This is a genomic window from Halarsenatibacter silvermanii, assembly GCF_900103135.1.
GTDB classification, from domain to species: Bacteria; Bacillota; Halanaerobiia; order Halanaerobiales; family Halarsenatibacteraceae; genus Halarsenatibacter; species Halarsenatibacter silvermanii.
This window is the reverse complement of the sequence record NZ_FNGO01000037.1, coordinates 1-12,777: the sequence shown is the minus strand read 5'-3', so window position 1 is coordinate 12,777 and position 12,777 is coordinate 1. Positions and strand designations below refer to the sequence as shown.

The following is a 12,777-nucleotide window of genomic DNA, read 5'->3' as shown; positions in this document are numbered from 1 at the left end:
CCTGCATTAACAGGGTTTATGGGAGTTATTATGATAAGAATTGTGACGATATTTGCCTGGAAATCATGGGGGGGTTTTTCAACACCCTCCTAGGACATCAATTGAAGTCCTGGAAACCAGAAATTTTAAAATTGAGATAGAACGGGCGGAAAAATCAAATGGGAGAGCAACCATCAGCGGAACTGCCCGGGCCAAAAGAGATGATGCTGAGCTGGAGCTTATCTTAGGCAATAGATATTTTTACGATCACGAGGATGATCGCAGGGATATGACGGGCAGAAAAGTAACCATAGGTGATTGGACCAAATCCTCCGGCGATGAAGCTAGACTGAGCGAAATGATTTCCCGGAATGAATCCAAATATATTAGCTGGAGCTTTACCGGGGTTCCAGAAGAGGCCGATAGTCTGGCCCGACTTGATCTGTGGCTGGAAACTCCTCATGAAGGAGAGATTTCAATTGAGCTTAGAGATCTGCAGCTATAAATTGAATCTCAATTAGTATTGATTATATTCAGAGTAGCCAAAAGCGCGTGAAATGCTCAGAGAGTAATCTTTGACGATTTTCTGCGTCTGCTCAATTTTGTCATCTGTCATTCTGCTGGCTGGTCCGGAAATGCTGAAAGCTGCAATTATTTTGCCTTCATGCCCAAAAATCGGGCCAGATATGCATCTTATTCCCAGCTCGGACTCCTCATCGTCCAGGGCAAAATTTTGCTCCTGGATTTTTTCCAGTTCCCTTTTCAATACATCTTTATCTGTGATGGTATTTTCAGTATATTCGGGCAGACCGGCCTTTTCTATAATCCGATCAACCTCTTCTTCCGGCAAATTAGCCAGAGTAACCTTGCCCAGAGCAGTGTTGTGAGTATGAACTCTTTTCCCCACCTGCGACTCCATTCTAATCGTCTGGCGGCTTTCCACCTTGTCGATATAGATCATTTCAGTGTCTTCCAGCACACCCAGATGTACAGTTTCGCCAGTTTTATCTTCCAGTTCGTATAGATAGGGTTTGGCCTGAGTGCGCAGATCGAGATTGTTAATCACTCTGCTGCCCAGCTCAAAAAATTTCATGCCAATTTTATATTTGCCGGTCTCCGGATCCTGAGATAAATATCCCCGGTAACATAAAGTATCCACCAGCCTGTAGACTGTACTTTTATGAAGATCTGTTCCCTGACTTATTTCAGTTATGCCCAGAGGTTTATTATGTTCTATTATCCTTTCTAAAATATCCAGAGCTCTATCCAGCGATTTTACCAGCTGACCGGGCTTTTTATCTTTTTTCTTCATGTTCATTTACCCTCCGTTCGTAAATGAATTATTTTAACTGCAAAATTTATTGGTTTTTATTGCCACAATAAATATTATACCCTGATAAATTATAACATCAAAATGCCTGTCAGTAAAATTTCATATTGCAATTAAAAATTTACCACTCCCCTTTTGAGCTCGCGAAGGGGAGTGGCTTTAAAATATCTATGTCTATCTTTTAACCCTGCCAGAAGCCGGGCCTTCAGCTATTGCCTCAACTTCTTCTAAAGTCATGTGATTGAAATCTCCAGGAATTGATTGTTTTAGCGCCGAAGCGGCTGCTCCAAACTCCACTGTTTCCTGCAGATCTTTTCCGCTCAACTGCGAATAAATTAAGGCTCCGGCGAAGGAATCTCCGCCTCCGACTCTATCGACTATGTGAACTCTATATTCTGTGGACTTGACAAATTCTTCCCCATCGTAAAGAACTACCACCCAATCATTAACAGAGGCGTTATGACTCACTCTGAGATGGCTGCCCACCATATCAACATCAAATCTATCGATTAACTGCTGCGCTACATCTTTGTACCCCTCGATATTTATGTCTCCCGATTCAATATCAGAACCGCTCTCTATGCCAAAAGTCATCTCCGCATCCTCTTCATTGGCGATGCAGACGTCTACATATTCCATAACCTCGGACATCACTCTTTTTGCTTCTTCCTGACTCCAGAGTTTGGATCTAAAATTAAGATCACAGCTCACTGTCACATCGTATTCCTGAGCTTTCTTGACCGATTCTATAGTTACTTCAGACATTTTTTCGCTCAATGCCGGAGTGATACCTGTTACGTGATACCATTCTGCTTCTGAAAATATTTCATCCCAGTTAAAATCATCTGAATTAGCCTCAGCTATAGCCGAATGAGCTCTGTCATAAATTACATTGGAAGAACGCTGACTGGCACCACTTTCACAGAAATATTTCCCCAGTCTTTTACCGCCGCGGGCAATGTAGTCTGTCTTTACTCCATAACGCCGGACTTCATTTAGCGCTGCCTGACCGAAAGGATTTTCCGGAAGTTTGGTTACGAAGTAAGCATCCAGCCCGTAATTGGCACAGGAAACAGCAACATTTGCTTCCCCTCCTCCATAAATAACATTAAACTCATCGGTCTGGATAAAACGTTGATTTTCCGGAGGAGTTAAGCGCATCATTATTTCACCGAAAGTTACCACTTTTTTGGACATAAATTAATCATACCCCCTGATTAAATTATTTAATATTTTTAAAAAGCATTAACTATTTCTCGCTTCACCAATTAACTCCACAAATTTTTCCGCATTTTCTTTGACCTGTTCATAATCTCCTTCGTCTGCACCTGCAACTATTGCACTGCCTGCCGCCACCGCAAAACTGCCGGCATCTATCCAGTCTTTGACATTATCGTGACTTACCCCGCCAGTAGGCAGCAGCTCAGCCTGGGGAATCGGACCTTTTATTGCTTTGATAATTTTGGGGCCAAATAGAGTTGCGGGAAATATTTTAACCACATCGGCTCCAGCTTCCAGCGCTTTCTTTACCTCAGTCGGTGTCATAGCTCCGGGTATAACGGGTTTTTGGTAGCGATTGGCCACTTCGATCATGCTTTTATCCAGCGCCGGACCGACTATAAACTCTGCCCCAGCCAGAATGCAGTTTCTGGCAGTCTCTCCGTCCATTACTGAACCTGCACCAAAAATCATTTCTTCATCATTTTTATATTTATCAGTCAGATCTTTGATAACTTCAACTGCCCCCGGGACCGTCATGGTAATTTCTATGACATTTATTCCTCCATCTTTAACTGCTTCAGTAATTTTTATAGCCTGTTCAGCACTTTCAGCTCGAACAACTGGAACTATGCCTGTGTTTTCGATAATGGATAAAGTTTTTTGTTTATCCATATTATTGCCCCCATTCTCATTATTAATTGTTTTTGAGCAGGGATTATAAGGTAACTCCAGATTTAAAAATTGCAATTTCTCTGTAATCATTTTTTTCGTTAATGGTCCGTTTCTGGCCGCTGCCAATTTCAAGCAAATAGTCAAATAATTCTTTTTCCAGACCGTCTAAATTTTTTTCCTGCAAAATTTCTCCGGCATTGAAATCCAGCCAATTTTCCTTTTTATTATATAATGAATTATTAGTAGATATTTTCACCGTGGGCACCGGTCCCCCAAATGGAGTGCCCCGGCCGGTAGTAAATAAAACAATATGTGCTCCGGCGGCAGCCAGGGCAGTAGTGGAAACCAGATCATTACCGGGAGATTCCAATAAGTGCAGCCCTGATATATCATCAATTCTTTCGCCGTAATTTTTCCCATCAACTATTTTACTTTTGCCACCTTTTTCTATATTGCCAAGAGATTTTTCTTCTAAAGTTGTTATTCCTCCTTCAATATTTCCGGGGGAAGGATTTTCATATATTTCTTGATTATGATCTAAAAAATATTCTTTAAAACCATTTATCATCTCGACTATTTTATTAAATACTTCTTTGTTTTTAGCTCTCTGCATCAATATCTGTTCTGCCCCAAACATTTCCGGCACTTCACTGAGAATTGAAGCTCCATCACAGGAGATTAGTCTATCAGAGACCCTGCCCAATAAAGGATTTGCCGTTATGCCGGAGAAGCTATCAGATCCTCCGCATTTCAAGCCGATATTTAATTTTTTAAGAGGAACTTCTTTTCGTGAAAAATTCCCTGCATACTCTATTAAGCTTTCCAATTCTGACAATGAAGCGTTTATTTCATCTTTTTCTTCCTGAAAGGTTAAAAATTTTATTCTTTTTTTATTGTATTCTCCTAAAAATTTCTTAAAATCCGAGAGAGTGTTATTTTCACAACCAAGACCACATATTAATACACCTGCAGCATTGGGATGTTGAACCAGGCTGGATAAAATGTTTTGCGTGTTTTTAAGATCACCGCCAAGCTGAGAACATCCATAAGGATGAGAGAAAAAGACTATATCATCCACACCGGCCTCCTGCATCTTTTCATCGAATTTTTCTTTGGCTTTTCTGGCAATATTTTCAGAAACCTTGTTAATACAGCCCACCGTGTTTAATATCCAGATTTCATTTCTTATCCCAATTTCACCGTTTTCTCTTTCATAACCATAAAAACCAGAATCTTCCGGGCAGACTTTTTCCTCTATGCTGGCTGGATTATATTCATAATCTATTTTTCCTTTTAAAGAGGTTTCCATATTATGAGTATGAACCCATTTTCCTTTGGTGATATCTTTAGAAGCTACTCCAATTGAATGGCCATATTTAATAATTTTTTCTCCCGGTGATATGTCGGCCAATGAAACTTTATGCCCCTGAGGAATTTCTTCTTTGATATTAATTTCTTTTTCTCCGATGAATATTTTCTCTTTTTGCTTTAAATTTTCAAGTGCTACAGCAACATTGTCGTTTTCTGAAATTTTAATAATATTTTTTCCCATTTTTATCAACCCTGCAAAATTGATTTGAGAGTGGTCTTCATACCATTTTCTTCAATTTTATTTAAATATGATTCGGTAAGTTCTACCAAACCGGGTATAGCAGTAAGATCCTGTTCCCAAAAATCTTTATTGCTTAAGGTTTCCTGAACTAATTCATATCTTGATATTTTGCCTTCTTTAAATCGGGACCAGATTGAAAGAAAAAATTCTAAAGATTTATTTTCGTCCTTAATTGCATATTCCTCTCCTTTTCTTGTAGCGATTAACTTTCCCTTTTCAATTCTTTTCCCTTTATAAAATTTAATCAAAGCTGACAGCGAAAAGACCAGATTTGTCGGTAATTCATTAAATTTATCCTGATATTTTAAAAGTGAAGGCAGCACTCTTGTTTTAAACTTTGAAGTAGAATTAAGTGAAATATCGAGCCACTCATGATCAATGAAAGGATTTTCAAATCTCTCCAAAATCTTATTTGCAAAGCTTTCAAGTTCTTCATTATCAAAATCTAAAGTGGGGATAATCTCTTCAAAGATGCTTTTTTCTATAAATTTCGCCACAACTTCATCATTAACCGCTTCTCTTACCAGGTCTATGCCGGATAGATAAGCAACAGGAACTGTAGAAGTGTGAGCACCGTTTAGAATTCTCACCTTTCTTGTTCTATATGGATCCATATTATCCACCCATTTTACATTAAGCCCGGCTTTATGAAAGGGGAGTTTCTTTTTATGCTTTTCATCTCCTTCTATAATCCACAGATGAAAAGCTTCTCCAGCAGTCATATTTCTATCCCTGTAACCAAGTTCCTGTTCTATTTCTTTAGCCTCATCTTCAGGATATCCGGGAACAATTCTATCCACAAGAGTGTTTAAAAATGTATTTGCTTCTTCCAGCCAGTTTTTGAAATCAGCTGATAAATTCCAATCATTGGCCAGCTTAAAGATAATTCTTTTTAATTCATCCCCATTCCTGTTAATAAGCTCTACAGGAACGATTAACATTCCTTTATCTCTATCTCCGGAAAAATAATCATAACGTCGCTTTAGATAAGCGGTCAATTTTCCCGGATAAGAATCAGGAGGGTTGTCATTTAAATCATCCTCAGGATTGTAGGCTATCCCCGCTTCGGTGGTATTGGAAACGACAATATCAATATCAGGATTTTCTGCCAGAGATAAAACCTCATCCCATTCCTGATGTGATTCCAAACCTCTGCTGATTGAGGTAATAATTTCTCGTCTATCAATTTCTTCCCCCTCTTGAATACCTCTTAACAGCAAAGTATAAAGATCATCCTGCTCATTTAAATCAGAAACTTTTCCAGGAGGTATAGGCTGTATTACCGCTGCCCGTCCTTTAAAAATACCTTTTTTATTCATCTCATGAAGCATCCAATTGAAGAAAGCTCTCAAGAAATTACCTTCACCAATTTGCAGTACTCTTTCGGGATAATCGAGGATTTCTGCGGGGAAATCTGCTAATTCGCTTTTTCCCAGCAATTTTTCCTCTAAATTCTGTCTATTAAGTCGGAACAAAGTATCAGCCCCCAGTTTGAAGACTAGATTAAATTGCCAATATCTTGCTTGTTTTTAAAAACACAATTATACTTGCCGTGGGTAAAAAGATAATATTTAGGAATAAAATTTTTTGACACTCTAGAGACATAAATTGCAAACTTAATGTAATTTAGGGTTTTTGTAAAAAAATCTAACTAAAATAATTTATGTCAACCAATTCTTTGCCATCATATATTATTTATAGTTTCCGAGGGTGAACAATTATCTCTTTAGCTTTTTGTAAATAGTTTTTGACGACTGATATTCATCCGCCTTTTTTATACACAATTAAGATTTAAATTGTCCCTGTCTTTAAATTTACTTTCTTTTTATTACTTTTATTTTATTGCCTAAAATGAATGATGATATATTGGAATGAACTTATCATGGTTATTAGAGAAGTTCGTATTTATTGGTTGAACAGGTTAGATTATTCATTCTGATTTAACTTATTCATGGTTAAACACCGGAATAAGCAGAAAAACCTCCATCAATCGGCACCACATTACCGTTAACAAAGCCAGCTGAATTGTTTCCAACCAGCCATAGTAAAGTGCCGATCAATTCCTCTTTTTCGCCAAACCGCTCCAAAGGAGTCTGGGAAATTATTTTTTCCGCTCGCTCAGTATAATTTCCTTCTTCATCTAGCAGCAATTCTTTGTTCTGTTCTGTTAGAAAAAATCCCGGTGCAAGTGCATTCACTCTTAAATTTTCCCGGGAAAAATGTACTGCCAGCCATTCAGTAAAATTACTAATTGCAGCTTTGGCCGCACTATAAGCTGGTATTTTTGTTAGAGGGGTGAAAGAATTCATCGAAGATATATTTATTATGACAGCATCATCCTTTTTAGTCATATCTTCTGCAAAAATCTGGGTCGTCAAAAAAGTTCCCAGAAAGTTTAAGTTGAATACAAATTCTATACCTTCTCTTTCGAGATCAAAAAATGTTTTAACCTCTTCTTTTTGTAAATCTTTTCTCTCAAAAAATTCATTTGTTGTGGTTCCTTTTGGATGATTTCCTCCTGCCCCATTAATTAGTATATCTGGAATGCCATACTCTCTAATAATCTCTTTTTTTGCATTCAACAAACTTTTTTCATCTAGGATATCTGTTTTGATTGCTTTAGCTTTGCCTCCATTTTCTTTTATTGTCTTAGCTACTTCTGCTGCTTTTTCTGCTGCTACGTCAAGTATTATAACATTAGCCCCACACTGTGCTAAGGCTTTAGAAAATGTGCTGCAGAGAACTCCAGCACCTCCTGTAACTACGCAATTTCTTTCGGATAGATCAATTTTAAACGGAAGTTTCATGATTTTGCCTCCTAAATAAAATTATTTAGCTTTCTCGAGAGCTTCCCATATGCCATTAAGATAAGTAGCTCCCAGAGCTCTATCATATAACCCATATCCTGGTTTGCCTGTTTCTCCCCATATCATTCTACCATGATCTGGCCTCATCGGACCGTTAAAACCAACATCATGATAAGCCTTTAAAATTTCCACCATATCCAGACTTCCTTCACTGCTTAAATGAGCTCTTTCTTCAAAACATTTTTCGCCTGTAATCTCAATGTTTCTCATATGAGCAAAATGTATCCTACCCTTTCCTCCAAATTCTCTAATGATTTCGGGAAGATCATTATCGGGATCCGCTCCCAAAGACCCTGAACATATTGCCAGGCCGTTATGTGGGCTATCTACCAGTTTGATTAACCTCTCCAAACTATCTCCGTCAGTGATAATACGAGGCAGGCCAAAAATAGGCCACGGGGGATCATCAGGGTGAATAGCCAGATACACATCTTCTTCTTCAGCAACTGGTACTATATTTTTTAGAAAATATTCCAGATTATCCCAAAGTTTTTCTTCATTCATAACTTTATACTCGGACATTAATTTTTCTATCTCTTCTTTTCTATGAGTAATATCCCAACCAGGTAAATCCAGATCACCCTCCACAGGATCCATCTTTTCAACCTTACTGCTTTCAAATATAAGAGCTTCTGAACTATCCTGTAATTTGTGATCTAACTTAGATCTGGTCCAATCAAAAACTGGCATAAAATTGTATGTAACTACTTCAATCCCTTCTCTTCCCAGATTTCTGATGGTTTTTTTATAATTTTCGATATATTTGTCTCTGGTTGATTTGCCCATTTTTATATCTTCATGGACTGGGACACTTTCAATAGCCGTGAGCTTTAGGCCATTTTTTTCAATTTCATTTACCAAATTGGATATTTTCCTGCTGGGCCAAGTCTTACCGGAGGGAATATTATATAAAGAGGTCACAATTCCTTTCATACCCGGTATCTGTCTTATTTCTTCAAGGGAAATTTTATCATCTTCTCCAAACCATCTAAAACTAAGTTTCATCACTCTCCCTCCTTAGCTAGAGAATATTTTCCTTCCTGGGGCATCTAAAAAGGAAAGGGGATATTACTTATCTTTTAACCCTGCCAGAAGCAGGAGTTCAGCTATTGCTTCAATCTCTTCTAAAGCCATATGATTGAAGGATCAAAGAATTGATTGTTTTAGCGCCGAGGTGGCAGCGCCAAACTTCACTGTTTTTTTGCAGCTCTTTACCTGTTAGCCAAGAATAAATTAAACCTTTTGCAGAAATATTTATCACATACTCGAACAACATGTGAACGTTAATCAGAGGGGTTGTATAAATTGCTCCCTATCGCAAAGTACAACCACCCGGTCATAAACTTAAACTTTATGGTTTGCGCGAATATGGCTGCTCACCATTTCCACATTGTAATCAGCTGCTGAACAACATCTTGATATCCCTCGATGTTAATGTCATTTGATATAATGTGATTAAAGATGCTGTCTTTGTATACTAAAAATTATTTTGTTATTCATCATTTCATTATCAAGTCAAAAGAAAAAAGAAAATTAGAATTGAAGTTTAATATTTTTTGTCGATTGTGTTAACCCCCTTATGAACCAACGTATAGTTAAGCCTAACTGCTCAATAGGGTGAACAAATGTCAATAAGTGTAAGTTTAAAATCTATAATTTCCATATATTATATATTATATTTATAAAATTGAAGTTAAGATAACCTTTCGTATCTTAATTATTTATTTGCCTATATATTGGTTCGTTTTGAATTTGAACCAAATTAGATCCAAATGCTTATTTTTTTAAATAATCACCCCTTTACGGACCCAGCTGTCATTCCCCTAATCATTTCTCGCTCAAAAAATATGAAAAATAAAACTATTGGAATAACAACTATTATTGTGTATGCATTTATAGCTCCCCAATGTCTTATGCCAAAAAATTCAAAAACTCTATAATGGCCTACAGGTAGAGTCATCATTTCCCCTCTCATAAATGTTAATGCTATTATAAATTCGTTCCAAGATCTGATGAAGGCAAACAAAGCCACAGAAATCATGCCTGGTTTTGTTAGCGGGACAATCACTTTAATTAAAGCTTCTAATTTTGAACAACCATCCACCAACGCTTGTTCATCAATAGATTTTGGAATTCCATCAAAAAAACCCATTAAAACCCAAATGCCAATAGGTGTAGCATCTGCAACGTATGGAAGAATGAGCCCTAAATAGGAATCAAGCAAGCCAATCTCTGAAAACAATTGGTATAAAGGAATAACCCTGGTTATACTGGGGATTATTCTCGGTATTAAAATTAACATCAGAAGAATGTATTTAAAAGGGAATCTAAATCGTGAAAAAGCATACCCTCCAAGCAAACTTAAAATCACTGTAATGACTATAGTAGCAAATGTTATTAAAAGACTATTAAATGCAAATCTCAGAAATGGCATTTGTTCAAAAATAACACTATAATTGTGCAGAGAAAATTTTTCAGGTAAAATAGAAGGAGGAATTTGATATATCTCTTCAATATATTTAAAAGAAGTAGATAAAGCCCATATAAATGGGAAAATAGCAAATCCGACAAAAATAAAAGTTAATAAGTCTAAAACTCTATTGCTTAGTTTGCGGTATAACTTTTCATTCATGCTTCTCACGCCCTTTCTTCTGATTCTAAAAATTTATTATAAACCAAACTTAAAACAGCATTCATAAGAAAGAGTAAGATAGCTAAGGCAGAGCCATAACCCCAATCAAAACGTGAAAAAGCGGTGCGGTACATATTTAATGCCAAGACTTCTGTTGCTTCTCCAGGCCCTCCTCCTGTGAGGGAGTAAATTGTATCAAATTGATTAAAACAAGCGAAAGATAAATATATTAAAGTAATATTAATTTGAGGTTTTAACATAGGCAGTGTAATATGAACAAATCTCTGCCAGCGATTTGCACCATCAATCTTTGCAGATTCATAATACATATCTTCAATTTGCTGCATACCTGCTAATAAAATAATAAAAGCAAAAGGATAAAATCTCCAAGTGTTAGCCACTATTACTGAAAACATAGCCATATTAGGCTGAGCCAGCCAGCTTACGGGAGAAATCCCTAAAAATCTCAAAAAATTATTTAAAACACCTAAATCAGAAGTGAATATCCATTGCCAGCTAACCCCAACAGCAACGCCGGATACCATAAAAGGTATTAACAAACATGCTCTAAATAACTTTTTGCCAGTAATTTTCCTATTCAATAAAAGTGCAGAAATCATCCCCGTGGCAAAAGAAAGTGTCAAAGTAAAAAATACAAAAACTATTGTTCGCAAAAAACTTTGTTGTACAACTGTATCTTTAAAAGCTGTAATATAATTTTCCAATCCTATAAATGTGTCTTCAGGTAATAAAGCGCTGACCTCGAAAAAACTTTGATAAAAAGCATAGGCGAGCGGGATACCAAGCATCAAGGCTATCCAGAGCAAACCAGGAAGAATTAATTTATAAGCAAATTTTACTTTTTTTATATTATAGTCTTCGAACATCTACAATTTCCTCCTTGTAAAATTATTACAATTAAGCCCCCTTTTTCTGAAACTCAGAAAAAGGGGGCTTACATGAAAAGAGTCAACCTAATCTATTTTATCTCCCTAAAGCATCATCAATTTGTTGCTGATATTCTTCTGCCACTGCAGCTGGATCTGCTTCGGGATTTCCCATAACTTCCTGTAAAGCAAGTTGGATAGATTCTGAAACATCCATCCACTCAGCTACTCCAGGTATAGGAACGGTTGTTTCCAGTTGCTCCGTGATTAAATCATTCCAAGGTTTTGCTTCTTGATATTCTTCAAAATCATAAACACTTTTTCTGACTGATTCCATGTAATCTATATTAAATTCCAAGGAAGCTTCAGGTCTAGTCAAATAATTTACGTATTTAAAGGCTTCTTCCGGATGATCAGTATTTGCATGAACAGCCCATTGAAAACCTGTACTTACCGGTTTGGCTTCCATGTTTTTTTCTGGTACGGGAACATTAGTCATTTCAAAGTTTTCTCCATATTCCAATCCTGCTTCTTCAGTTGCATGGGCAATATGAGTCATTATTATTGACATAGCAGCATCGCCAGCTTGGAATAAACCTCTGGCTTCAGAGCTTCCAAATGCCACAACATCTTCAGACATAATGTTGTGCTCAAAAACTAAATCCTGATACATTTCCAAAGAATTAATTCCTGCTTCAGAATTTAATATTGGTATATCGTCTTCAAATTCTCCGCCGAAGGATCTATAAACAGGAAGCCATCTTTGGACCGTTCCATCATCTCTTGCTCCTCTAGTAGTTAAGCCATGCACATCCTTCTCCTCGCTTAGTATTTGGCCTGCTTCAATAACATCATCCCACGTTTCAGGCTCTTCAATACCATGTTCCTCAAACCAGTCCACCCGGTAATAAAGCGCTGTGCCTGCATGAGCAAAAGGAACTGCATATTGGGTGCCTTGATAACTACCAAATTCCCAACTTTCATCAAAGAAATCATCTATTTCCTCTTCACTCCAAAAATCATCTAAAGCTTCTTCAACTGGATGTAAATGTCCTAAACCTGCTAAAACTGGAACCCAAGGTCTATCGAGCACCATTATATCTGGAGTTCTATCTGTAGCTGCTCCCATAATTAATTGGTCCAAAGTTTCCTCCCAAGGAATTACTTCATAATTTATCTCAATATCAGGATGTTTTTCATTCCATTCTTCAGTATCGATTCTATATTCATCTCTAACCCCCCATACTTCAAGTTCTACCGCTTCTGCAAAACCAGTATTCATTGTCATGACTAAAGTCAAAGTAACAGCTAAAATAACTAAAAAGAAACCTCTTTTTTTCATAAAATTCAACCTCCTTTTTTGGAAATTAAATTAGTTATTATTTTTTAACAATTACTTAACAGATCTTTCGAGAATTATAATCTGTATCCTAGCATAACGACTAATTTTTCAAACGTTTTACAATCACCTCCTTTTTTTAAAATTTACACTTAGGACATTTGTCCGCCCTGTTCCGCGGTTAGACGTGGTTGTACGGTGTTGACTGGTTCATCAGGGGGTTAACCCCCTGATGAAA

The 12,777-nt window shown here is 37.0% G+C and carries 11 protein-coding genes; 1 reads left to right on the top strand and 10 read right to left on the bottom strand.

Annotation, left to right across the window (positions count from 1 at the left end; all coding sequences use genetic code 11):
• Positions 1 to 52 precede the first annotated feature (52 nt).
• Positions 53 to 484 carry a hypothetical protein gene (locus BLT15_RS12315; RefSeq protein ID WP_089762259.1) on the top strand — a complete coding sequence of 144 codons (432 nt, stop codon included), beginning with the start codon at positions 53 to 55 and terminating at the stop codon, positions 482 to 484.
• A gap of 12 nt (positions 485 to 496) precedes the next feature.
• Here the strand turns inward: BLT15_RS12315 and BLT15_RS12310 are convergent, their stop codons facing one another.
• From BLT15_RS12310 to BLT15_RS12265, 10 genes are all read right to left on the bottom strand, one after another.
• The gene (locus BLT15_RS12310) at positions 497 to 1,291 is read right to left on the bottom strand and encodes an IclR family transcriptional regulator (protein WP_089762257.1); all 795 of its coding nucleotides are present in this window, start codon (positions 1,289 to 1,291) and stop codon (positions 497 to 499) included.
• 192 nt (positions 1,292 to 1,483) lie between these two features.
• On the bottom strand, positions 1,484 to 2,506 hold the full coding sequence (locus BLT15_RS12305) for a sugar kinase (protein ID WP_089762255.1): 1,023 nt from the start codon (positions 2,504 to 2,506) through the stop codon (positions 1,484 to 1,486).
• A gap of 48 nt (positions 2,507 to 2,554) precedes the next feature.
• Positions 2,555 to 3,202, bottom strand: coding sequence for a bifunctional 2-keto-4-hydroxyglutarate aldolase/2-keto-3-deoxy-6-phosphogluconate aldolase (locus BLT15_RS12300; protein WP_089762252.1), 648 nt, complete (start codon positions 3,200 to 3,202; stop codon positions 2,555 to 2,557).
• 43 nt (positions 3,203 to 3,245) lie between these two features.
• Positions 3,246 to 4,754: a UxaA family hydrolase gene (locus BLT15_RS12295; protein ID WP_089762250.1), complete on the bottom strand. Its 1,509-nt coding sequence runs from the start codon at positions 4,752 to 4,754 to the stop codon at positions 3,246 to 3,248.
• Between the two features lie 5 nt (positions 4,755 to 4,759).
• The gene (locus BLT15_RS12290) at positions 4,760 to 6,289 is read right to left on the bottom strand and encodes a tagaturonate reductase (protein WP_234985622.1); all 1,530 of its coding nucleotides are present in this window, start codon (positions 6,287 to 6,289) and stop codon (positions 4,760 to 4,762) included.
• 480 nt (positions 6,290 to 6,769) lie between these two features.
• Positions 6,770 to 7,621: an SDR family oxidoreductase gene (locus BLT15_RS12285; RefSeq protein WP_089762246.1), complete on the bottom strand. Its 852-nt coding sequence runs from the start codon at positions 7,619 to 7,621 to the stop codon at positions 6,770 to 6,772.
• 21 nt (positions 7,622 to 7,642) lie between these two features.
• Entirely contained in the window at positions 7,643 to 8,686 is a 1,044-nt protein-coding gene (gene uxuA / locus BLT15_RS12280; protein ID WP_089762243.1) for a mannonate dehydratase, read from the bottom strand.
• Between the two features lie 787 nt (positions 8,687 to 9,473).
• Positions 9,474 to 10,313: a carbohydrate ABC transporter permease gene (locus BLT15_RS12275; protein ID WP_089762240.1), complete on the bottom strand. Its 840-nt coding sequence runs from the start codon at positions 10,311 to 10,313 to the stop codon at positions 9,474 to 9,476.
• Between the two features lie 5 nt (positions 10,314 to 10,318).
• On the bottom strand, positions 10,319 to 11,200 hold the full coding sequence (locus BLT15_RS12270) for a carbohydrate ABC transporter permease (protein ID WP_089762237.1): 882 nt from the start codon (positions 11,198 to 11,200) through the stop codon (positions 10,319 to 10,321).
• A 97-nt stretch (positions 11,201 to 11,297) separates the two neighbouring features.
• Complete coding sequence (locus tag BLT15_RS12265; RefSeq protein WP_089762235.1) at positions 11,298 to 12,542, bottom strand: ABC transporter substrate-binding protein; 1,245 nt, start codon at positions 12,540 to 12,542, stop codon at positions 11,298 to 11,300.
• Positions 12,543 to 12,777 lie beyond the last annotated feature (235 nt).

Coding starts and splice junctions, on each gene's coding strand:
- BLT15_RS12310 (WP_089762257.1), bottom strand. CDS start 1,291: ATGAAGAAAAAAGATAAAAAGCCCGGTCAGCTGGTAAAATCGCTGGAT.
- BLT15_RS12305 (WP_089762255.1), bottom strand. CDS start 2,506: ATGTCCAAAAAAGTGGTAACTTTCGGTGAAATAATGATGCGCTTAACT.
- BLT15_RS12300 (WP_089762252.1), bottom strand. CDS start 3,202: ATGGATAAACAAAAAACTTTATCCATTATCGAAAACACAGGCATAGTT.
- BLT15_RS12295 (WP_089762250.1), bottom strand. CDS start 4,754: ATGGGAAAAAATATTATTAAAATTTCAGAAAACGACAATGTTGCTGTA.
- BLT15_RS12285 (WP_089762246.1), bottom strand. CDS start 7,621: ATGAAACTTCCGTTTAAAATTGATCTATCCGAAAGAAATTGCGTAGTT.
- uxuA (WP_089762243.1), bottom strand. CDS start 8,686: ATGAAACTTAGTTTTAGATGGTTTGGAGAAGATGATAAAATTTCCCTT.
- BLT15_RS12275 (WP_089762240.1), bottom strand. CDS start 10,313: ATGAATGAAAAGTTATACCGCAAACTAAGCAATAGAGTTTTAGACTTA.
- BLT15_RS12270 (WP_089762237.1), bottom strand. CDS start 11,200: ATGTTCGAAGACTATAATATAAAAAAAGTAAAATTTGCTTATAAATTA.
- BLT15_RS12265 (WP_089762235.1), bottom strand. CDS start 12,542: ATGAAAAAAAGAGGTTTCTTTTTAGTTATTTTAGCTGTTACTTTGACT.